Annotated in this window: 26 protein-coding genes; 18 read left to right on the top strand and 8 right to left on the bottom strand. The window is 28.4% G+C overall.

The genetic code is table 11. The annotated features are described in order from the left end of the window. Positions 1 to 16: 16 nt before the first annotated feature. The 15 genes from K354_RS0104385 to rfbC are packed head-to-tail and all read left to right on the top strand — an operon-like array spanning position 17 to position 12,434. Complete coding sequence (locus K354_RS0104385) at positions 17 to 904, top strand: lysophospholipid acyltransferase family protein (protein ID WP_024954293.1); 888 nt, start codon at positions 17 to 19, stop codon at positions 902 to 904. Next, positions 901 to 1,752, top strand: coding sequence for an ELM1/GtrOC1 family putative glycosyltransferase (locus K354_RS0104380; protein WP_024954292.1), 852 nt, complete (start codon positions 901 to 903; stop codon positions 1,750 to 1,752). Before K354_RS0104385 ends, K354_RS0104380 begins: the two co-directional genes overlap by 4 nt. Further along, the gene (locus K354_RS13945) at positions 1,749 to 2,822 is read left to right on the top strand and encodes a glycosyltransferase family 4 protein (RefSeq protein WP_037940254.1); all 1,074 of its coding nucleotides are present in this window, start codon (positions 1,749 to 1,751) and stop codon (positions 2,820 to 2,822) included. Before K354_RS0104380 ends, K354_RS13945 begins: the two co-directional genes overlap by 4 nt. A gap of 6 nt (positions 2,823 to 2,828) precedes the next feature. Next, positions 2,829 to 3,794, top strand: a complete 966-nt coding sequence (locus K354_RS14600) for a glycosyltransferase family protein (protein ID WP_051505390.1) — start codon at positions 2,829 to 2,831, stop codon at positions 3,792 to 3,794. Then, positions 3,787 to 4,752 (top strand): glycosyltransferase, encoded by a 966-nt coding sequence (locus K354_RS0104370; protein ID WP_024954291.1) that lies wholly within the window; start codon positions 3,787 to 3,789, stop codon positions 4,750 to 4,752. Before K354_RS14600 ends, K354_RS0104370 begins: the two co-directional genes overlap by 8 nt. A 2-nt stretch (positions 4,753 to 4,754) precedes the next feature. Further along, positions 4,755 to 5,726: a glycosyltransferase family 9 protein gene (locus tag K354_RS0104365; protein ID WP_024954290.1), complete on the top strand. Its 972-nt coding sequence runs from the start codon at positions 4,755 to 4,757 to the stop codon at positions 5,724 to 5,726. Next, complete coding sequence (locus tag K354_RS0104360) at positions 5,723 to 6,238, top strand: hypothetical protein (protein ID WP_024954289.1); 516 nt, start codon at positions 5,723 to 5,725, stop codon at positions 6,236 to 6,238. The genes K354_RS0104365 and K354_RS0104360 overlap by 4 nt, the downstream gene beginning before the upstream one ends. After that, positions 6,238 to 7,431, top strand: a complete 1,194-nt coding sequence (locus K354_RS0104355; protein ID WP_024954288.1) for an O-antigen ligase family protein — start codon at positions 6,238 to 6,240, stop codon at positions 7,429 to 7,431. Before K354_RS0104360 ends, K354_RS0104355 begins: the two co-directional genes overlap by 1 nt. Further along, a complete protein-coding gene (rfbD, locus tag K354_RS0104350) occupies positions 7,428 to 8,294 on the top strand; it encodes a dTDP-4-dehydrorhamnose reductase (protein ID WP_024954287.1) in 867 nt (288 codons plus the stop codon). The genes K354_RS0104355 and rfbD overlap by 4 nt, the downstream gene beginning before the upstream one ends. Continuing rightward, entirely contained in the window at positions 8,294 to 9,310 is a 1,017-nt protein-coding gene (gene rfbB, locus K354_RS0104345) for a dTDP-glucose 4,6-dehydratase (RefSeq protein WP_174377774.1), read from the top strand. The genes rfbD and rfbB overlap by 1 nt, the downstream gene beginning before the upstream one ends. Continuing rightward, positions 9,311 to 9,454: a hypothetical protein gene (locus K354_RS14965; protein WP_156928209.1), complete on the top strand. Its 144-nt coding sequence runs from the start codon at positions 9,311 to 9,313 to the stop codon at positions 9,452 to 9,454. Further along, entirely contained in the window at positions 9,444 to 10,418 is a 975-nt protein-coding gene (locus K354_RS0104335; RefSeq protein ID WP_024954285.1) for a glycosyltransferase family protein, read from the top strand. Before K354_RS14965 ends, K354_RS0104335 begins: the two co-directional genes overlap by 11 nt. Before the next feature lie 60 nt (positions 10,419 to 10,478). Then, positions 10,479 to 11,003 carry a CatB-related O-acetyltransferase gene (locus K354_RS15320; protein WP_037940276.1) on the top strand — a complete coding sequence of 175 codons (525 nt, stop codon included), beginning with the start codon at positions 10,479 to 10,481 and terminating at the stop codon, positions 11,001 to 11,003. Further along, the gene (gene rfbA, locus K354_RS0104325; protein ID WP_024954283.1) at positions 11,000 to 11,893 is read left to right on the top strand and encodes a glucose-1-phosphate thymidylyltransferase RfbA; all 894 of its coding nucleotides are present in this window, start codon (positions 11,000 to 11,002) and stop codon (positions 11,891 to 11,893) included. The genes K354_RS15320 and rfbA overlap by 4 nt, the downstream gene beginning before the upstream one ends. Continuing rightward, positions 11,883 to 12,434, top strand: coding sequence for a dTDP-4-dehydrorhamnose 3,5-epimerase (gene rfbC, locus K354_RS0104320; protein ID WP_024954282.1), 552 nt, complete (start codon positions 11,883 to 11,885; stop codon positions 12,432 to 12,434). The genes rfbA and rfbC overlap by 11 nt, the downstream gene beginning before the upstream one ends. 7 nt (positions 12,435 to 12,441) lie before the next feature. Here rfbC and K354_RS0104315 read toward each other — a convergent pair whose 3' ends face one another. The 6 genes from K354_RS0104315 to K354_RS0104285 form a co-directional block, all read right to left on the bottom strand. Then, entirely contained in the window at positions 12,442 to 13,392 is a 951-nt protein-coding gene (locus tag K354_RS0104315; protein ID WP_037940252.1) for a glycosyltransferase family 9 protein, read from the bottom strand. Then, positions 13,376 to 13,942 carry a D-sedoheptulose 7-phosphate isomerase gene (gmhA, locus tag K354_RS0104310; RefSeq protein WP_024954280.1) on the bottom strand — a complete coding sequence of 189 codons (567 nt, stop codon included), beginning with the start codon at positions 13,940 to 13,942 and terminating at the stop codon, positions 13,376 to 13,378. Before gmhA ends, K354_RS0104315 begins: the two co-directional genes overlap by 17 nt. 76 nt (positions 13,943 to 14,018) lie before the next feature. Further along, positions 14,019 to 15,434 (bottom strand): D-glycero-beta-D-manno-heptose-7-phosphate kinase, encoded by a 1,416-nt coding sequence (gene rfaE1, locus K354_RS0104300; RefSeq protein ID WP_024954279.1) that lies wholly within the window; start codon positions 15,432 to 15,434, stop codon positions 14,019 to 14,021. Beyond that, the gene (gene rfaD, locus K354_RS13935) at positions 15,427 to 16,422 is read right to left on the bottom strand and encodes an ADP-glyceromanno-heptose 6-epimerase (protein WP_037940249.1); all 996 of its coding nucleotides are present in this window, start codon (positions 16,420 to 16,422) and stop codon (positions 15,427 to 15,429) included. Before rfaD ends, rfaE1 begins: the two co-directional genes overlap by 8 nt. 8 nt (positions 16,423 to 16,430) lie before the next feature. Further along, on the bottom strand, positions 16,431 to 16,940 hold the full coding sequence (gmhB, locus tag K354_RS0104290) for a D-glycero-beta-D-manno-heptose 1,7-bisphosphate 7-phosphatase (protein WP_024954278.1): 510 nt from the start codon (positions 16,938 to 16,940) through the stop codon (positions 16,431 to 16,433). A 13-nt stretch (positions 16,941 to 16,953) separates the two neighbouring features. Further along, positions 16,954 to 17,655: a tetratricopeptide repeat protein gene (locus K354_RS0104285; protein ID WP_084607317.1), complete on the bottom strand. Its 702-nt coding sequence runs from the start codon at positions 17,653 to 17,655 to the stop codon at positions 16,954 to 16,956. A gap of 139 nt (positions 17,656 to 17,794) precedes the next feature. Here K354_RS0104285 and K354_RS0104280 point away from each other — a divergent pair, with 139 nt between their 5' ends. Continuing rightward, positions 17,795 to 18,091 carry a c-type cytochrome gene (locus K354_RS0104280; protein WP_024954276.1) on the top strand — a complete coding sequence of 99 codons (297 nt, stop codon included), beginning with the start codon at positions 17,795 to 17,797 and terminating at the stop codon, positions 18,089 to 18,091. A gap of 4 nt (positions 18,092 to 18,095) precedes the next feature. On the opposite strand, the gene ccoS is transcribed toward K354_RS0104280, so the two are convergent. Both ccoS and K354_RS13930 read right to left on the bottom strand, forming a co-directional pair. Then, a complete protein-coding gene (gene ccoS, locus K354_RS0104275) occupies positions 18,096 to 18,338 on the bottom strand; it encodes a cbb3-type cytochrome oxidase assembly protein CcoS (RefSeq protein WP_024954275.1) in 243 nt (80 codons plus the stop codon). 13 nt (positions 18,339 to 18,351) lie between these two features. After that, positions 18,352 to 20,727, bottom strand: coding sequence for a heavy metal translocating P-type ATPase (locus K354_RS13930; protein ID WP_037940247.1), 2,376 nt, complete (start codon positions 20,725 to 20,727; stop codon positions 18,352 to 18,354). 119 nt (positions 20,728 to 20,846) lie between these two features. On the opposite strand from K354_RS13930, the gene K354_RS0104265 reads away from it, so the two are divergent. Continuing rightward, positions 20,847 to 21,242 carry a hypothetical protein gene (locus tag K354_RS0104265; RefSeq protein ID WP_024954274.1) on the top strand — a complete coding sequence of 132 codons (396 nt, stop codon included), beginning with the start codon at positions 20,847 to 20,849 and terminating at the stop codon, positions 21,240 to 21,242. A 146-nt stretch (positions 21,243 to 21,388) separates the two neighbouring features. Continuing rightward, complete coding sequence (gene rho, locus K354_RS0104260; RefSeq protein WP_024954273.1) at positions 21,389 to 22,723, top strand: transcription termination factor Rho; 1,335 nt, start codon at positions 21,389 to 21,391, stop codon at positions 22,721 to 22,723. Positions 22,724 to 22,828: the final 105 nt, after the last annotated feature.

Here is a 22,828-nt window from a genome sequence, read left to right as displayed (position 1 = left end):
AAAGGCTAAAATTAGAATGAGAGAAAAATTAGAATATTTTATTGTTAAACTTTTTATTTGGTTAGTTGGACTACTCCCAAATTCTGCACTATATAAAACAATGAAATTTATCGCTAAACTATTTTTTAAATATGAAAAAAGAAGAAGTGTATTGACTTTTAAAAATCTAAAAGCTGCCTTCCCAGACAAAAATGAAGAAGAGATATATAGACTTGCTATTGGCGCATATGACAATATAGCAATAACAATGGCAGAAATAATTCTTATGCTAAATGACAAACTTGACTTTGATGCTATGATAAATGGGAAAGAAGAATTTTTAGAAAAATTAAAAGAATATACAAAAGATGCTAAAAATGGAGTTATTATTATAACGGCTCACTTTTCTAACTGGGAGTTAGCAGCCCAATTTTTACCACGTAATGGTTACCCAATGGTTGCTGTGGGAAGAAAGGGAAACAACAAGTTAATAGAAAAACAACTCACTACTCCGTTTAGAGAAAGATATGGTAATAAAAATGTTTATAAAGAACAAGCCATCCTTAATATCATAAAAGCGTTAAAAGAATCAAAAAATGTTGGATTGTTGATAGACCAAAAAGCTGGTGGAAAAAGTAGTATAAAAGTAAAGTTTTTTGGATTGGATGCGGACACTACAAATTCTATAGCTGTGTTAAAATTAAAATACAATCCTCTCATAATTCCTATTTTTGCACCAAGAGATAAAGATGGAAAATATACCCCACTTATAATAGAACCTATTGAATACATTGCTGAAGAAGAGAGTGATAAAAACAAAAAAATTGAGAAAATGACCCAAAGATATAATGATATATTTGAAGAAGTTATCAGAACATATCCTGAACAATGGTTTTGGATGCACAACAGATGGAGACTTAGTTGAAAATCTTAATACTAAGTGACAAAAAAGCTGGACATGTTAATCAATCTATTGCATTTGCTAAATTAAAAAATCTTGAATATAATATTTTAGAAGTAGATAATAATTTAAAAATTTTAACTTATCTCCTTGATTTTTTTGGAATCTACATAAATCTTTTTGACTTAAAAGCAAAAAACAATAACTATCAAGCGATAGTCTCAGCTGGTTCTGCAACATACTATGCAAACAAATATTTAGCTAAAAAACTCAATATAAAATCAATTGCGATTATGCTTCCTAGTAGTTTTCGGTATAGTGATTTTGATTGTATTTTAGCGTGTTCTCATGACAATCCTCCAAAAGAAAAAAACATAATAGAACTTCCTATAAATTTATCTATAAGTGAGCCAAAAGGTTATATAAAACACAAAGATCAAAAGGCTTTAGGTATCATCGTTGGGGGAAGTAACAATATATTTGAAATGAAAAAAGAAGAAATAAAAAAAGAACTTGACTCTATTTTTAAAAAATATCCAAATCACTTAAAGTACATAACTACTTCAAGAAGAACTCCAAGTCAGATAGATACCCTTTTAGAAAATTATGATTTTGATTATAGTGTTATTTATTCTAAAAACCCTTCTATAAATCCTATACCTGATTTTTTACATGTATGTGAAGAGTTGTTTATAACTATTGATTCAACTTCTATGTTAAGTGAAGCAAAAGCAAATTCAAATGCATCTTTACATGTAATAAATTTACAAGCAAATAAACAAGATACAAAATACCATAAACTAGCAAATATTGTGCAAAATATAGATGGTAAGTTTGATTATACTCCTTATCTTCAAAAGGTTGCATTGTGAAAATAGTCCAACTTTTACCAGAACTTAATGAAGGTGGTGTGGAGAGAGGTACCATTGAACTTAGTCGTGAACTTGTTAAAAAAGGTTTTGACTCTATTGTCATTAGCCATGGTGGTAAACTAGTAAAGCAATTAGAGAAAGAAGGAAGTACTCATATAAACTTTGATGTTTGTAGCAAAAATCCTTTCACGGTCTTTTGGAGAGTTTGGGGTCTACGTAAGATTTTAAAAAAACTCAATCCTGATGTTTTACATGTAAGAAGTAGAGTCCCTGCTTGGCTAACTTACTATGCAAATAAATCCTTACATGTAAAGGTTGTTTCAACAGTACATGGGTTTAACTCTGTAAGTTCATACAGCCGCATAATGACAAATGCTGATAAAATCATCTGTGTGAGTGGTGCTATAAAAGAGTATATTCAAAAACACTATGCTGCAAAAGAAGAAAAAATAAGTATCATCCCTAGAGGAATTGATTTAGTTACTTTTAATCCAAATAATCTTGATGAAAATTTCATAAGTGAATTTAAAGAAAAATTCAATTTAAATGATAAATTTATTATTTCTACTATTGGAAGAGTAACGCAACTTAAAGATTTAGAAACATTTATAAAAGCTCTTGCGATTATCCAAGAAGGTACTCCCAATGTTACCGGCTTAATTGTTGGTGGAGTAAGAGAAGACAAACAGAAATATTTTGATGGCTTAAAAGAGCTAATACACTCTTTACATGTAAACGTTATTTTTACAGGAAGCCAAAGTCATGTAGCTGAAATATATCACTTAAGCGATATTGTAACAAGTACTTCTAAAAAACCTGAAAGTTTTGGAAGAAGTGTTGCTGAAGCCTTAGCACTTAATACACCAGTGATTGCAACTAATCATGGTGGCGTTTTAGATATAATCAACAAAAATAAAAATGGATATTTTGTTAAAATTGGTAATGAAAAAGAATTTGCAAAACAAATTATAAAAGCAAAAGAATTAAAGTTTGATGGATTTAGTTATGTTAAAGATAATTTTTCTCTTGAGCAGATGGTAGAAAAAACCATAGATGTATACAAAGGTTAGTAATTCATGAAAATAATACACTGTGCACCATTCAATACTATAACAAAAAGTGGTGGCGCTTTATATGCTAATCCTATAAAAATATCGTTAGGATTGATTCAAAATAATTGTTTTGTACATAACTTTGACTATAGAGACATAGCTAGATATTTCTCTTTTTTTAAAAACAAAAAAAGTGGTGCTAAAAAAATGAACATCCACTTTTTGAAAATAATAAATGATATAAAACCAGATTTAATTATTTTTGGACATGCCGAACTTATTTCCAAAGAAACTTTTGAATCAATTCAAAAACAAAATATAAAAATGATGTTTTGGTACAACGATATTCCTTTTCCTGAATATTTAAATGAAATTAAAAGCTATTTTTCACACTCTTTAGCTACTGCATATACTGAAAATAGTTATTTTCTTCCTAATTTAGTCCATCATAGTATTGAAAAACGAACTTCATTTACAAATAATTCATGGGAAAATGATCTTTTATTTTCAGGCCGAAATGATGAAGAAAGAAGCCAATTAATCAAATATATAAAAAATAAAATAAACTGTAAATCAAAATTTATAGGAGATACAAAAAAATCCGTTCTTATTGGGGAACAATATTTCCAAAAGATAGTAGATTCTAAAATATGCCTCAATCATAATCGAAATTTCACATTACAATATAAATGGTTCACCTCTGATAGACTTATGCATATTTTAGGAAATGGCTCATTTTCACTCAGTACTCCAATAATAAATGGGGAAGATTTTTTTGAAGATAAATTAGAATATTATTCAAATTTAGAAGAACTAAAACAAAAAACAGAATACTTTTTAGAAAACGCTGAAGAAAGATTGACTAAATCAAAATGGCTTCATGCAAGAGTTCATCAGCTTTTTAATGCAAAACGTATTGGAGAATACTTAATAAATCTTCATAAAGAAAATACAAAAAAATTAAATATATACGAGTGGTGGAATGATTAAATATATATCAAGACATGACAAAGATTACTCGAGATACAACATAATAAAACAGCTTCTTAAAGATACCACATGTAAAAATAATATTTATGTCCTTTTACCTTTTTCAAAAAATCAATTTATAAAACATTTTTTTAAAAGAAATAAAATAATAAATGATTTTTTTATTTCAAACTATGATACATATGTTTTTGATAGAAAAAAAATTTCCAAAATAAATCCAAGAGCTTGGTGGAAATATTTTCAAGATTGGATTAATTTTAGATTTTCTAAGTACTTACTTTCAGATACTCAAAAACATTTTGAGTACTGGGAAAAATTATTTGGTAAATTTTCTGGTAAACATTTTGTCTTGCCTGTTCTTGCAGATAAAAATATTTACTATCCAAATACAAAAGAAAAAAAACATGATATTATAGAAATTTTATTTTATGGTTCATTTATTCCTCTTCATGGAATAGATATAATTTTAAATGCATTTAAAATATTGGAAAATAATAATATATCTTTTAATGCTAATATTATTGGAAATGGTCAGACTTTTAAAGAGATGAAAAAGTTATTTGTAAATCTAAAGTTAACTAATGTGAAAATGGACGGCAATTTTATAACTGAAAAAAACTTAGCAAATAAAATAAGAGATACAGATATAGTGCTTGGAGTTTTTGGTAATAGTACAAAAGCAACTTCTGTTGTACCTAATAAAGTATACCAAGCACTTGCGTGCAAAAAAACCATTATAACTATGAAAAGTAGTGCTTTAGATGAGTTTTTCACATCAAACGATTTAATACAATGTGAAAATAAAGCAGAAATACTAGCAGAAAAATTAATCATAATTATAGAAAATGGATCACTTAGAAAACAGATATCTACTAATGGACACAATAGTTTTCTAGATCTATATAGTAAAACACAAAATAATTTTATTAACTTTATAGAACAATTGGATACAAAATAAATATGAATATATTAATTACAAGATTTTCTTCACTAGGTGACTTAGTAACTTTAAGCCTTATTCTTAGGGCAATTAGATATTTTTACCCAAAACATAATATTACTTTTTTAACTTCAAATATAGGAAAAGAATTATATCAAGATACAGATTTTGCTGATAATTATATAGTACATAAAAACTATTTGCAAAGTATAAAAGAAATAAGGAAATATAAGTATAATATTGTATTTAACCTGCATTGCAATAGTCTTTCACATTTTCTGTTACTATTTGCTAAAAAACAAAAAACAGTAAATTCCGCTGCAAATCTACTTCAAAAACTATTACATATAAAAGTCACTGTAAACTCAATTAAAAATACACTTATACAAAGTGGTTTAAACGAATACACTGTAGATAAATATATAAATAATGAAAATTATAAAAATATTTATCTACCTACAAAAGAGACTCAACTCATAAAAACAAATAAAAAAGTTATTGTAATTTCTACAGGAAGCAGTGAAAAATGGCAAAGTAAACAATGGGGAATAAACAATTATATAAACCTTATTGAAAAATTAATTTTAAATAACTTTAAAGTAGTTTTGGTAGGTACAAAACTAGAACTAAATGATGCAAATAAGGTAGTTCAAAAATTTCCAAATGTTATTAATTTTGTAAATAAAACAGATTTAACAGGCTTAAAGCAAATAATAAAACAAGCTGATATATATATAGGAAATGATAGTGGACCATCACATATAGCTGCGAGTGTTGGTACTTCAACAATAACTATTTTTGGATCTACAGATATAAAACATTGTGTAAAATTTGAAAAATATATAGGGAAACACCTTTATATAAAACCTAGTGAAGATATAAAATGTCATCCATGTTATAAATCAATTTGTCCAACAAAACATGAATGTATGGAAAGTATCACTACAAGTCAAGTTTATGATTTAGTACAAGAATTGAAAGGCTCAATATGAAAAATATAAAAATTGTTCATTGTGCAAATTTTAGTGAATCTAAAAATGGCTCTGTTTACTACTCAATTGATAGAAAAATGAGTAATGGATTAATAAGAAATGGTCATTTTGTTTATGACTTTAGTTATAGAGAGATAGCTAAAAACTCAACTTTTTGTAAAAATAAAAAATTTGGCACAAAACATGTAAATAGTAAACTAATTGAAACAATTAAAAATATTGAGCCTGACTTATTGCTTTTAGGTCATAGTGAATTAAAAAAAATGAATATAGAAGAAAGCATAATAAAAAAATGTGATTATCTGCCAAATTTTTGTGATGAATCAATTGATACTTTTAAAGCATATGAACAAAAAAATCATAAATATGACTTATTACTTATAGGACGATATGATAAAGAAAAAGAAACTATAGCAAGGAATAGTTGGGAAAAAGCACATTCTTGTTTTAATGAAAAAGTAATTAGAAAAAATATACAAAATAATATTTTCATATCTAAGGAACATCACTAATGTTAAAAGTAAAAAACTATAATCTTCAAGTTTTATTTAAAATATTTCTTTTTATTTGGATACTCTTCATACCTATGAAAACATCAATTTATCCAATGAGTTATGCTTTAATGATTGTTTTATTTTTAATATATATTTGTACTAAAAAAAAGATAATACAAGTTACTCAAATGATAAAAGAATATAAAAATCTTTTACTTTCATTTTCGTTAGTGATAGTGGCTATGACAATATCTAATAGTTTTAACAACATTTTTAATTTTACAGGATGGAGAGCTGAATTTCATTATATATTTAGGTATTTACTTCTATTTTTAATATTACTATTTTTATATAAAGAAAACTTTTTTACAAAAAAATTCTTAATTATTACTATATTATTTTCCTTATTCATTCAAGCGGCCGATGGTCTATTCCAAACTGTATTTCATTATGATTTTATTAAAGGAATCAAGTATAATCCTTCCGATGGTTTAGCAGGTGCTACTTTTAATAGAAATGCGTTTGGTATGTTTATGTCAATTGGAGCTTCTATTAGTGCTGGTCTTTTATTTCATTACAAATTACTTACTTTGAGAAAAAATGAAATATTTTTACTAATTGCACTTTGTATCCTTTTTGTATTTAATCTATTTTTTTCATACTCACGAGCATCTTGGTTATTTTTTACAATATTCTCATTAATTTTATTTTCTACAAATTGTAAAAAAATAGATAAATATCATATTGTTTTTTTTACTACTTTTTTATTTATATCGGTAACAATATTTTTATCTAATCATTCTTTATTACATAGGTTTTATAGTTTAATAGAAGGAAATAGTTCACATAGATATGAAATTTGGCTACACTCTCTTGAATTAATAAAGCAGAAACTTTTCTTTGGTTATGGATTAATGTCATATAGTCAGATAGGGATAAAGGGGATCAGTGGCGTTCATAATAGTATCCTTGAAATATTGCTTTTCCTTGGATTGTTTGGTTTCCTTGTATACACAAACCTACTATGGCAAATATTAAAAAAAGTAATCTCTAGTAAAAACACTATCTATATTGGGTTGTTTTTTGCCTTCTTGACTATAACACAATTTGACCATAGTATTATTAAAAGTATAGCTTCTCTATCTTCACTAACACTATTTGCCTTTTTTATTTTTTCTAAAAAAACGTATGATGGTAAGAAAATAATATGAAAAATATTTTAATAACAGGAAGTAACGGACAACTTGGTTTGGAGTTGAAAAAGCTTTCATTTAATTATGAAAATAACTATTTTTTCACATGTAAGTATAAATTGGATATTACTAAGGAAGAAGAGCTAATATCTTTTATAGAAAAAAATAATATAAATACAATCATCAATTGTGCTGCATATACAGCTGTAGATAAAGCAGAAGAAAATAAAAACTTAGCCAATAATATAAATAATAAAGCCGTAAAAAATTTGGCACAAATATCTAAAGAAAAAAACATTCAGCTAATTCATATTTCTACAGATTATGTTTTCGATGGTAAAAACTATAAACCTTATAATGAAGAAGATTCAACAAACCCTCAAAACATATACGGTAAAACAAAGTTGGATGGTGAAAAATCTATGATTGATATTAATCCTTTAAACTCAATCATTATAAGAACTTCATGGATATATTCGAGCTATGGAAATAACTTTTTAAAAACCATGATTAGCCTTGGAAAACAAAAAGAAGAGCTGAACATTATATTTGACCAAATTGGGACACCTACTTATGCCGGTGATTTAGCAAAAACTATTTTAGAAATATTACCAAAAATAAAAAATAAAAAAGTAGAAATATACAATTACTCCAATGAGGGTGTTTTAAGTTGGTATGATTTTGCAAAAGAGATAATGAAAATGGCAAAACTATCTTGCAAAATAAATCCAATAGAAACAAAACATTATCCAACACCCGCTAAAAGACCACACTATAGTTTATTAAATAAATTAAAAATTAAAAATCAATTCAACGTAACTATTCCTTTTTGGAAAGATAGTTTAGATATATGCCTTAAAGAATTAGGAGAAAGAAAATAATGAAAAATATATTACTAACAGGATGTGCTGGATTTATAGGAAGTAACTTTGTTCCATATTTCCTAGAAAAATACCCAGAATATAATATTATAAATTTAGATTTACTAACATATGCAGGGAATCTTAAAAACCTAAAAGAAGTAGAATCTAATCCTAGGTATAAATTTATCAAAGGTAATATTTGTAACCGTGAACTTGTAGAATTTATCTTTAATGAATATGATATAAAAGGAGTTATACACTTTGCAGCGGAAAGCCATGTAGATAACTCTATTAAAAATCCTGGTATTTTTATAGAAACAAATGTAAATGGAACTTTTACACTTATAGATGTAGCTAAACATTATTGGATGAATAAACCATTTGAATACAAAATAAACTATAAAGGGTGTAGATTTCATCATATCTCAACAGATGAAGTATATGGAACACTAAATAAAACAGACCTTTTTACAGAAGTTACACCTTATGCGCCAAATAGTCCATATAGTGCCTCTAAAGCATCAAGTGATATGATAGTAAGAAGCTATCAAGAGACTTATGGATTAAATACTGTTATAACAAATTGTTCTAATAACTATGGGCCTAAACAACATAATGAAAAATTAATACCTACTATCATTAGAAAAGCATTGGCAGGAGAAAATATCCCTATTTATGGTGATGGGAAAAACATTAGAGACTGGCTATATGTACTTGACCACTGTAAAGGCATAGACATTGTTTATCATATAGGTAAGGAGTCAAATGTTTATAACATAGGTGGAAGAAATGAGCGAACAAATTTGCAAATTGTTGACTCAATTTGTACCATCTTAGATAAAAAAATACCTATAAATAAAAGCTATAAAGAATTAATTACATTTGTTGAAGATCGAGCGGGACATGATAGACGATATGCTATTGATGCCACAAAAATAGAAAATGAACTTGGCTGGAAAGCTGATGAAAATTTTGAAAGTGGTATAGTTAAAACAATAAATTGGTATATAAATAAATATAAGGAAAGCAAATAAATGCTTAAAAACTCAATTAATATATTTGAAAAAGTTACAAAGTTTATTGTTATGGATAAGAACAATTTTTTTGATTCAAATCATTTTATACCGTATATTAGTGATATAATTGTCAAAAAACTAAAAAATGAACATGAAAAATAAAAAAATATTAATTATAGGAAAGCAGAATCATTTAGGCTGGATAGAACACACAATAAATGGTTTTTTATCCAATAACTACGAAGTAAAACACTTTTTTACAAATAAACTATCATTAAAAAACACTTTTTTGAAAAGTATTTATAAAGGTATTAAAAAAGATGACCTATCTCTACAATTAGATGAATTAGATAATCTTATAAAAAATTTCAAACCAAATATTGCAGTATTTGTAGGAGCATTTTTTGTGGATAAAGAGTTATTCGCTCTATGTAAAGAAAAAAAAATAATAACAATAGGTTGGGTTGGTGACCTTTTTTACGAAGATAAAACCACCTACGTAGATATTCTAGACTTTTTATACGTTAGTGATTCTGCTTTTATTGAAAATGCAAAAAATTATGGATTCAAAAATGTAAATTTATTACAATTTGGTTATGATGAAAACTTACATATTAATAACAATATAATTAGAAATAATTCTATCAATTTTGTGGGTTCATTTACACGAGAACGAGACTTAGCGTTCCAAAAAATTTCAAATTATCCAATGCAAATACATGGTACAAAATGGGAAAAACTCAATAATATCTCACAAAAATGGAATATTTCAAATAAAAAAGTTTCTCAACAAAAAATAGTAAATATATATAATTCAACTTTAGCTACATTAAATGTAGCTCAAAAAGAAAATATAATAAATATGGCAAATATGCGTTGTTTTGAAGCAACAGCTTGTGGAAGTTGCTTGATAAATGACAATGTTAAAGATATAGAATTATGTTTTGAACCAGAAAAAGAAATTCTTATTTATAACTCACTTGAAGAGTTAGAAGGAATAGTAGAAAAACTCCAAAAAGACAATTTTTTTGCAAAAAAAATTGCAAAAAATGGTGAAAAAAGAGTAAAAAATAGTAATTATTCTTATAAATATCGTACTGCAACAATAATGCAAAATTTTCAATGAAAGAATAAAATGTTAAAAAGAATAAAAAAATATATTAAGGAAAAAAGAAGGCCTTATTATATGAAAGATAATAAAAAATATAAAAAATATAAAATAGGAAATTATACATATGGTAAACCCAAAGCTTATGGTCATGATAATACTATTCAAATAGGCTCTTTTTGTTCAATAGCCGATGAAGTTAAAATCTATAGTGGTGCAGAACATCACTATGATTGGGTAAGTAGTTATCATTTTAGTGTAAAATTTAATTGTAAAGAGTGTTCTACAACAAAAGGTAATGTCATTATAGGTAATGATGTATGGATTGGAGATGGGGCTTTAATTTTATCTGGTGTAACTATAGGAGATGGTGCTGTTATAGCTGCTCGAGCTGTTGTTACAAAAGATGTAAAACCTTACTCTATTGTGGGAGGAAATCCAGCAAAACACATAAAATACCGTTTTAATGAAACTCAAATTCAAAGTTTGCTAAAAATAAAATGGTGGAATTGGCCTATTTGGAAAATAGAAAATAATTTTGACTTGATTTTAAATAACGATATAGATAAATTTATTAAAACACATATAAAGGAAATTGTATGAAAGGTATTATATTAGCTGGAGGTTCTGGTACAAGACTATATCCTATAACAAAAGGTGTATCTAAACAATTAGTGCCAATTTATGATAAACCTATGATCTATTATCCTCTTTCTGTTTTAATGTTAGCAGGAATAAATGAAATACTTATTATATCAACACCCCATGATTTACCTAGATTTAAAGATTTATTTGGTTCTGGAAAAAATTTAGGACTAAAATTTAGCTACATAGAACAACCTACACCTGATGGATTAGCTCAAGCATTTATATTAGGAGAAAAGTTTATAGGTAATGATGATGTATGTTTAGTACTTGGTGACAATATATTTTATGGTCATGGTTTAACAGAATTATTAGCAAAATCTGTAAAAAATATTAAAGAAGAAAGCAAAGCAACTATTTTTGGTTATTATGTAAAAGATCCACAAAGGTACGGTGTTGCTGAGTTTAATAAACAAGGTGATGTCATTTTAATAGAAGAAAAGCCCAAAAATCCAAAAAGTAATTATGCAATAATAGGATTATATTTTTATCCTAATTCTGTAATAAAAATAGCTAAAAATGTTAATCCAAGTGATAGAGGTGAATTAGAAATTACATCAATTAATCAAGAGTACTTAAAACAATCTAATTTAAAAGTAGAACTAATGGGTAGAGGTTATGCCTGGCTAGATACGGGTACACATGAATCCCTACTAGAGGCATCTACATTTATTCAAACTATAGAAAATCGTCAAAATTTGAAAGTTGCTTGTATAGAAGAAATATCTTATGAAAAAGGCTATATAACTAAAGAGCAACTTCTAGAATTAGCAGAGCCATTAAAGAAAAATCAATATGGGCAATATCTAATTCAACGAGCAAATCAAGGAAGAATCCATGATCTTTAAAAGAACTAAAATTGAAGATGTAATTATATGTGAACCCACTGTACATGGTGATAATAGAGGTTATTTTGTTGAAACTTTTAGAGCTGATAAGTTAAAGAATTTTCTAGGATATAATTTAAATTTCTGCCAAGACAATGAGTCAAAATCATCCTACGGAGTCCTTAGAGGACTTCATTATCAGTTAGAACCATTTGCCCAAACAAAGCTAGTTCGAGTAATAAAAGGTAAAATTCTTGATGTTGCTGTTGATTTAAGAAAACATAGTACTACGTTTGGAAAACATGTAGCTATTGAACTAACAGAAGAAAATAAAAGACAACTCTTAATTCCAAAAGGATTTGCCCATGGGTTTGTTGTACTAAGTGAAGAAGCAATCTTTGCATATAAAGTAGACAATTACTATTCACCAGAGCATGATAGAGGAATAGCTTTTAATGACTCAAGTTTGCAAATAGATTGGCAAATTCACAAAAATAACCTAAAATTATCACATAAAGATTTAGATCAACCAACTTTTAAAAAAAGTGAGTATTTTGACTAATACCTACCTATATATTTGTTAATTGCAGAAGCTTATCTTTGGCTTCTTTTACACTTATTTCATTAATTTTGGTATTTTTTATAAATAGTTTCTTATCTATTAATGCACCTGTATTTTCATCTATAGCTATTTCAAAAAATGTTAAAGTTGGCACACCAAATCCAGCAGCTATATGTGCTGGACCAGTATCATTAGTAACAAAATAATCACAAATTGAGATTGCTCCACAAAGCTGATTTAATGAAGTATCTTTTACTACATATAAATCTTTAAAAGTACTCTCAAATTTTTTCTCTGCAGGTCCTATAAATACTAAAATATTATATTTTTCTTCTAACTCTTTTGCCAATTTATAAAAATTTTGCTCACTCCATCTTCTACTATCTTGAGTTGAACCTATGTTTAAACCAATAATTTTTTTATTTTTATCTAATCTTTTTAAAAGAGAATTTTTATATTTTTCACCATTAGATTCTAAACAAAGTTTTGAAAAGTCTAAATTATCACTCACCTCTGCAATTCTACTAAAAAACTGGCTTCTATGTCCACTTTCATCTCTTTGAACTATTTTTGTATAACCATAATAGTACTTTTCTTTTTTTGGAGCACCTATTTTTTCAGTGGCTTTGGCTAAATAACTTATTGTTGCTGTTTCTCCAAAATTTTGAAAGTCTATAAGTAAATCATACTGTTTTTTTCTTACATTAAAAAAAAGACTTTGAAGTTCTTTTAAAAGTGCAATTATTTTTTTTTCTTTAAATACTTTCCGATTTATAGGGATAATCTCATCTATTACTCCACAGGTATTTTTTAAAATAGCACTATTAGAGTGGTCTGTTAAAAGTGTTATTGTAGAGTTATTGTATTTTTCTTTTAATTTTTTGAGTGTTTGAAGTAACATAACTATATCACCCAAACCACTATAGCGTATGACTAATATTTTATTTACATTCATCATCTATATCTTGACAAATAATATGTCCTATCATAATATGCATCTCTTGAATTCTTGGTGTATCATCACTTGGTATTACTAAGTTTATATCACAAAATTCATTCATAGCACCACCATTGCCTCCAGAAAAGCCTATGGTTTTACACCCCATATTTCTACCAAGAGATAAAGCTCTTAAGACATTTTTACTATTGCCACTTGTTGAGATACCTATTATCAAATCTCCCTCGCGAGCAAGTGCTTCTACTTGTCTTTCAAATACTCTATCGTATCCATAGTCATTTCCGACAGCTGTTAAAACTGATGTATCAGTCGTAAGAGCAATTCCTGGAAGTCCACGACGTTCTGTTTTATATCTTCCACTTAACTCAGCTGCTATGTGTTGCGCATCTGCAGCACTTCCACCATTACCACAAAGTAAAATTTTATTACCATTTTTAATTGTTTCACTTGCTATAATACATGCTGTATAAATGTGGTTTTGTAAATTCTCTATTGTGAGTTCTATCACTTCTTTGTGAGCATTCATCTCTCGTTGTATCATATCCATCATATTAATTGTTTCCTTTTTCCTGAGCAAAGCCCCGAAAAAATTCCTTGCACTAAAGCTAATGCTTCACATAGAATTTTCATAACTGTGCCTTTTTAATTATATTTGTAGTACTTTTTCCATCAACAAAATCAACCAATCTCACTTCTTTTGCAATATCGCTTCCAACTACAACTTTTCCTTCATAGTCTCCACCTTTTACTAAAACATCAGGTTGTACTATGCTTATAAGCTCATAAGGGGTATCTTCTTCAAACTCAACTACAAAACTTACTGACTCAAGTGCACTTAAAACATATGCCCTATCTTCACTAGGATTTATTGGCCTACTCTCACCTTTAAGTCTTTTAACTGAATCATCAGAATTTAGACCCACTATAAGCATATCTCCAAAACTTTTTGCAATTTCAAGGTATTTCACATGCCCAACATGAAGAATATCAAAACAGCCATTAGTAAACACTATTTTTTTATCTCTAAACTTTTCCAATAATTTACTAATTTCTTCTTTTGTTTTTATTTTACTATCTGCTTTAGCACTTCTTAAACTTTGTTCATACATATCTACTTCATCTAAACTCACAGTTGCACTTCCAAGTTTTCCAACTACAACTGCTGCTGCACTTGTTGCAAACAAAGCTGCTTCTTTTATATCTAGTCCACAAGATAAAGCATATCCAAAAGAAGCTAGTACAGTATCCCCAGCTCCTGTTACATCAAAAACTTCTCTAGCAACTGTTGGTACCTTAGTCACCTCTTCTCCAAATATAGCCATACCATCTTCACTAAGAGTAATAATCGTATAATCAAGTTCTAAAGAGTCTTTTAGTAACTCCCCTGCTTCATATAAACTTTGTTCATCTTGTATATCTATCTTTGTAGCTAAGACAGCTTCTTTTTTATTTGGTGTTATAAGCGTTGCACCTTTATACTTACTGTAGTCTTCTCCTTTTGGATCAACTAAAATAAATTTTTCATGTTTTTTTGCACACTTTATGAGTTTACATGTAAGAGATTCTGTCAAAACACCTTTTCCATAATCAGAAAGTAAAAGAGCATCAACATCTGTTATAATTTTTTTAAATCTATTAAAAAGTTCCATTTCACTTTTTTCATCTATATCATTTTTAGACTCACTATCGTATCTTATGATTTGTTGATGTGCTGCTATGACACGGCTTTTTTTACTTGTATTTCGACCTTTTTTCTTAACAAGTTGGCTTGCATCTGCACCAGAGTCACTAAGCATCTCTAAAAGCTCTTCCCCGTTACTATCTTCACCAATAACACTTAAAACATTTACATTTGCACCCATTGCTAATAGGTTATTGATAACATTACCTGCTCCACCAAGTACTGTTGTCTCTTTTTTTACATCTACTACTTGAACAGGAGCTTCTGGTGAAATTCTCTCACAATTTCCCCAAAGATAGTGATCAAGCATCAAATCACCAACAACTAAAATACGTGGCTTATAACTTTTTAATCTATCCATTTTTATCTATTCTTTTTATTTCATTTATATAAGATTTTATTCCCTCTTCTAAAGAAAATCTTGGTTTATACTCTAAAAATTCTTCACTTAAAGATATATCAGCCTCAGTAAAAAACTGATACTGTCCAATAAATGGATTTGGAATATACTCATCAGTTATTTGTATATTTAATTCATTTTTGATTGTATCTACGATGTCTTGAAAACTTCTTGCATTTCCAGTACCCACATTATATACACCACTTTTTTTAGGTTCACATGCTTTTATATTTGCTTGTATAACGTCTTGTATGTAGATAAAATCTCTTCTGATTTTATCGCTTCCTTCAAAAAGTTTTGCATTTTTACCACTTAAGAGTTGCAAACCAAATTGTAAAACCATAGAAGCTGTTTTATTTTTAAAAAATTCTCGCTCTCCATAAACATTAAAATATCTTAAACCTACAATAGAGATTGGAGACTTTTTCATATATTTATAGGCTAAATTATCCATCATTAATTTTGAAAATCCATATACATTATTTGGTTTTTCATATCCTATACTAAAAACATCACTATCCCCATAAGTTGCAGCACTTGAAGCATAAATCATATTTGCATTCATATCTATTGCCATATCAAGCAAAGTTTTAAATGCATTTACATTGGTTTGAACCATAATGGCTTGGTCCATAACAGTAGTATCAGAGATTGCAGCTTGATGAAAGATATAATCAAAGTTATATGTTTTTAGTTTCTCTATATCACTAGCACAATTTATATCTCCACTAATAATTTCTCCATGAAAACCAAGAAGATTTTTAAAATGTCCAAAACTTTTTAAATTACCATTTGAAAATGTCTCTTCACTTCTAAACTTATCAAACACAACTACTTCGCACTCAGGAAAATTTTCTTGAAAATAAAAAGCTAAATTACTTCCTATAAATCCAGCACCACCTGTAATCAAAACTTTTTTTGTATTAAAATCTATATCATTATATATCATTAATATTCCTATTTTTTTATGATGTCTATTGTATCTAAGATTGATTTAACATTATATTTAGCGTCTTTACATATAAGAGTGTTTACGAAGATTGTATTGGGTATATTTGCGTTTATTCCTGCTTGTATATCACTTGTTTTATCACCTATCATCCATGAATTGTGCATATCTATATCAAATTCATTTTGAGCTTGCTCAAACATGCCGATTTGAGGTTTTCTGCAACTGCATCCTTCTTGCGGAGAGTGTGGACAATGGTATACTTTTGTGATTTTTATATCTTTACATGTAAAAGCATCAATCATCCAAGAAGTAAGTTTCTCAAAATTTTCTTGAGTATAGTATCCTCTGCCTATTCCTGATTGATTTGTTACTATAAAAAGAGAGTAATTTAGTGATTGAAAATATTTGAGTGTTTGAAAAACACCTTCACAAAACTCAAAATCTTCTATTTTATATACATAAGAGTGGTCTACATTTATAATGCCATCACGGTCTAAAAATATTGCTTTTTTCATAGGGTATTATACCCTATTTGCCTAATTCTAAAGTTATATCTTTCATAAAATAAGGATACTCTTTAGCTGTAAAATTACCTTTTGAAGATATTAAAATTTTTTGTGCATCCATCAAATGTTTTTTTGCACTTTGTTCATCTCTTTGAGAATATAATAAAAGTTTACCTATATAATAATTCGCATAAAAATTTTCACTATTATGGCTTATTAAAGTTTTTAATTGCTCTATTGCTTTATCAATTTTATTACTTTTTTTATAACATAAAGCTAATTTTAAACTTACATCTACTTGATTTTCATCTAAAGCTAAACTATTTTTATAGGCAGAAATTGACTCTCCATAAATGCCCATATCAAAAAAAATGTTGCCTAATTTATTCCACAAATTAACATCATTATTCTGTTTTGCTCTTTCTTCTAGTTTTGTCATTTTCATAGCATAAGGTAGAATATTTGATATAGAACTATGCTCAACTGCATATGGATTTACGTTATACGCTTGTGTTACAAGTTTATATCCTTGGAGTAACTCCCCACTTTTTAAATAAATATCTGCTAGTTTTATGATACATTCTATATTATCTGGCTGACTTGCTAAAAACTTCTTAATATACTTTTTTGCACTCGTCGCATCCATACTTCCAGCTTTACAAACTATATTAACATTCGCTTCTAACACACCAAACAATAATAAAAACAATAACATTAATCTCATATTTACCTCACACTTATCTTAAAATAATTATAGCAAAAAAAAATTATATTTACCTCAGTCCTAGCATTAAAGCTAATAAGTAAGCAATGTTAAAGCCAAATGCGATATAATTTATCTCAAATTATATCTAGGAGTAAGAATGAAAAAATTATCATTAGCATTAATGATTGCGGCAGCTTCAACGCTTATGGCAGCAGATGGTGCATCACTTTATAAAAAATGTGCGGCATGTCACGGTGCAAAAGCTGAAAAAAAAGCTTTAAATAAATCAGAAGTTATCCAAGGTTGGGATGCAGCTAAAATAGAAGCAGCACTTCACGGTTATAAAAAAGGTACTTATGGAAAAGCAATGAAAGCTCTTATGAAGGGTCAAGTAGCTTCATATGATGATGCTCAAATAAAAGCAGTATCTGCATATATTGCTGGTTTAAAATAAATATTTAATCAGGAGGACGATAAGCGTTCTCCTTTTTCTCTTCTCTTTTTTCTAAAATGTCTTTTTTCTTATTTTCCATATCTATAGCATCATGCAAAGCTTCTTCACTGTCTAATTGAGCTCCATCTAAAAACTTTTTAGGATCATCAAATTGTCCTGTTTTTAATCCCCATAAAAGTGCCCAAAGACCAAATGCTCCAAGAAGTGTTGAAGCTGTTAACATCATTGCAACTACCCAATTATCCATTTAAGTGTTCCTCTCATTTTATCCTCATTGAATTTCCAACTACTATCAAAGAACTAAACGACATACTCAATGCAGCTATTAAAGGGATAACAAAACCTGCCATTGCTAAAGGAATTGTTATTACGTTATACAAAATAGAAATTGCTAAATTTTGTTTAACTTTTGAAAAAGTACTTTTTGAAATTTCAAACACGGTTTTTAATCCTTCAAAAGAATCATTTATAAGCACTATATCACTTACATTCACGGCAACATCTGTGCCACTGCCTAGAGTTATTGCTACTTCGCTATTTGCTAAAGCTAAAGTGTCATTTATACCATCTCCTACCATAACAACTTTTTCACCACTTTTTCTAAGATTAGCAATATATTCGGCTTTTTCTTGAGGCAAAAGAGAGGATTTATACTCACTGATTCCTACCTCATCAGCAATCTTTTTAGCAACTTGCTCATTATCACCTGTAAGCATTATAACCTTTAAGCCACTTTTTTTCATATATTCTATTGTTTTTAAAGCTCCATCTCTAGGTAAATCTTGTAAAGAAAATTGTGCTACTTCTATAGAATCATATACAACAAAAAGATGGCTATAGGAGTTTGCATTTTCTTTACATGTAAAGCCATTTTCTTTCATAAAAACTAAATTACCCGCATAAATATACTTTCCTTTATAAAGAGCTTTTATGCCTTTTGCTTCTACTGTTTTTACATCATCTAAATCATAAAATGAGAGTTTTTCATCAGTTAAAAACTCTTTGACACCTTTACTAATTGGATGTGTTGAAAGACATACCAGAGAATAGAGTATAGATTTATCAAAACTTTCTTGGATAAAAGAGCTTACTACTTTTGGAGTTCCATTGGTAATAGTGCCTGTTTTATCTAATACAACTGTACTACATTTTGCAATAGTTTCTAAAAAAGTTGCTTCTTTAAACAAAACTCCCTTTTTTGCAGCTTTTGAAATTCCTACTAAAGTAGCTACTGGAGTAGCAAGACCCAAAGCACAAGGACAAGCTATAACTACTACAGAAATTGCTACTATTAAAGCTGATTCAAAAGAGTTTGTATAATAAAACCAACCACAAAAAGTAAGTACTGCTAAAACCAAAATTACACTTGAAAAATATCCAGATATAGTATTTGCCAACTTTTCTATATATGGTTTTTTATCCATAGAGTCTTCAAGTAGTGAGATTATTTTACTCAGTGTTGAAGAAGCATAAGGCTTTAATACTTTATATCTTATAACACTATCCACACAAATAGAGCCACTTAATATTTGGTCATTTAAGCCTAATAAAACAGGCTCACTCTCTCCACTTAAAGTTGAATTATCAAAAGAGCCTTCACCACTCACTATAACTCCATCACAAGCAACTTTATCTCCACCTCTTAACTCTATAATATCCCCAACTTCTACAGCTTCTACACCTATAATAACTTTTTCATTATCCCTTATAACACTCACTTCATTTGGAACAAATGAACTAAAGCTATCCATCGTATCAACTGCTTTTTTCTTTGTAAGAACTTCAAGATATTTTCCAGCAAATACAAAAGTAATTATCATAGTAACTGATTCAAAATAAACTTCCCCATGTCCACTAAACATAGAGTATATTGAAAACAGATATGCACTTAAAGCTCCACTGACTACAAGTAAATCCATATTAACAAAACGGTTTTTTAAAGCATAGTACGAACCTTTAAAAAAGATACCTCCTGTATAAAAAAGAGCAGGTGTTGCTAAAATAAACTCTGCAAAATTTAATATACTTTTTATATCAGCCCTCATACCAGTAAAATAGCCTCCATATTGAGCAATTGCAATCCACATAATATTCATAGTAGTAAAAACACCTACTAAAAGTCTAGAATAATAATCTCTTCGTTTTGCATTAGCTTGTTCTTCTTGCATACTTGCATCATATGGATAAGCGTTATAGCCTATATTCCTTATAGTTTGTATAATCTCGGAGAGTTTTATGGTTTCATTGTCCCAAATCACCTTTGCTTTATTATTTGTATGATTTATAGAGGCTTCTACAACACCCGCTGTTTTATGCAATACTTTTTCATTAAGCCAAACGCAAGCAGAACAATGAATACCGTCAATAATAAGAGATATTTCACTAAAGCCATCCTTTTGTTTGACATACTTTTTAACAAAACCATCTAAATCAAACTTATTAATATCATCATGCAATTCTTTTGGAGGTTCTATGGAATTTTCACCCATTTTTTTATAAAAACTATCTAACCCTTCATCTTGTAAAAGGTGATAAATTCCTTGACAACCTTTGCAACAAAAATATTTTCCACTATCATTTATAAGAACATTTTCATCATATTCTAAATGACAATGATCACATTTTCTTTTGGACATTTATTTTTCTTTCAATTGTTTTTAATTTGTCATTATATCCTTGCTTCTTTTATATGTAGCTAATTTATGATAAAATTCATAAATTTTTTGAAATAATTATAATAACAAAGAAGCGATCAATGAGTCAAAACATACAACTATTTTTAATAATCCTAATATTTTTAGAAATCTTTGAGCTCTTTTGGCAAAGAGGTAAGAATTTTAGAGACTATGTAGGTAATCTCTTCTATTTTTACAAAAAAGGTGTGATTTTCTTTATATTACTCCATCCTAGCCTTTATTTTGTGATATTCGCACAAATGTCATTTCAAAACTACTCTTTTTTATCTTCTTTACTTATTTTAATTAAATTTTTAGATATTAGCTTTAAAATGTCACTTATGGATAAAATTTATAAGAAAAAAGATTTAGGAGCATTTGCCCCTCTTTTAAAAGCAAACTATCCACTCTCCATAGGTATTAAAGGGGCTGGATTAATTATTTATCCAACTATTTTCTTTTTTGCTTTTAATTAAAAAAGAGATTTTCTTGACAAAATTTCTGCTTTATTATAAAATTCTGTTTTAAGATTGATAAACTACATGAATCAAATTGCCTTAAAGCAATAATACTTCTGAAACTTAACAGCTTCAAGAACAATAAAATATACAAAGAAGGTAAAATGAGCGGTAACAGTACTGCGTCTAACCCCCACAAGACGACTAAACACCATAACAACAAAGCAAGAACTCACGTACCAGTGAGCGGTTACAAAATAGAAGAACTAAGAAACACTCCTTTAGATAAGTTACTTGAGATTGCATTAGAGCTACAAGTTGAAAACCCAAATGAATTAAAACGTCAAGACTTGATGTTTGAAATTTTAAAATCACAAGTATCACAAGGTGGTTTTATACTCTTTACAGGTATTTTAGAAATTACAAATGAAGGTTATGGTTTTTTAAGAGCTTTAGATGCTAACTTTTCTGATACTGCTAATGACTCTTATGTAAGTGCAACACAAGTACGAAAATTTGCTCTTAGAAATGGTGATATTGTAACAGGACAAGTACGTCCTCCAAAAGATCAAGAGAGATATAATGCTCTTTTAAAAATAGAAGCTATTAATTATCTTCCGTTAAAAGACAGTAAAAAAAGACCTCTTTTTGAAAACCTAACACCTCTATACCCAACAGAATCATTTAAACTTGAATACGAACAAATGAAAAAAACAGGTCGTGTACTCGATCTTTTTACACCTATTGGAAAAGGTCAACGTGCTCTTATTGTCGCACCTCCAAGAAGTGGTAAAACTGAAATCATGAAAGAGTTAGCTCATGGACTTGCTAAAAATCATCCTGATGTTGAATTGATTGTTTTATTAGTAGATGAACGTCCTGAAGAAGTTACTGATATGGAAAGATGTGTTAGAGGTGAAGTTTTTAGCTCAACCTTTGACCAACCAGCAAATAACCATGTAAGAGTAGCAAACTTAGTAATAGAAAAAGCAAAAAGAAGTGTTGAAATGGGTAAAGATGTTGTAATCTTACTTGATTCAATCACAAGACTTGCTCGTGCTTACAATACAGTAACCCCATCAAGTGGTAAAATCCTAACAGGTGGTGTTGATGCTAATGCTCTACATAAACCAAAAAGATTTTTTGGAGCTGCAAGAAATATCGAATTTGGTGGAAGTTTAACAATCGTAGCAACGGCACTTGTAGATACGGGTAGTCGTATGGACGAAGTTATTTTTGAAGAATTTAAAGGAACAGGTAACTCAGAAATGGTTCTTGATAGAAATATTTCTGATAGAAGAATTTATCCAGCAATTAACATTATGAAATCTGCTACAAGAAAAGAAGAATTACTTCAATCTCCAGAAAAACTCCAACGTGTTTGGGCTCTTAGAAGTGCTATAAGTCAAATGGAAGATGTAGAAGCTCTCAAATTTTTATATGCAAAAATGTTAAAAACAGAATCTAACGAAGAATTTTTATCTCATATGAACGAATAAAAAGGCTTATGCCTTTTTATTATTTACTTCTATGTAGTGGATGTTGATAATCATTTTTTTCACATCCACTAAAAGTTACCAATGCTAATAAAATTAATGTTCCAA

This window comes from Sulfurospirillum arcachonense DSM 9755 (genome assembly GCF_000597725.1).
In the GTDB taxonomy this organism is placed as follows: Bacteria; Campylobacterota; Campylobacteria; order Campylobacterales; family Sulfurospirillaceae; genus Sulfurospirillum_A; species Sulfurospirillum_A arcachonense.
The sequence above is the reverse complement of the archived record's forward strand: the minus strand, read 5'-3'. Positions and strand labels throughout refer to the sequence as shown.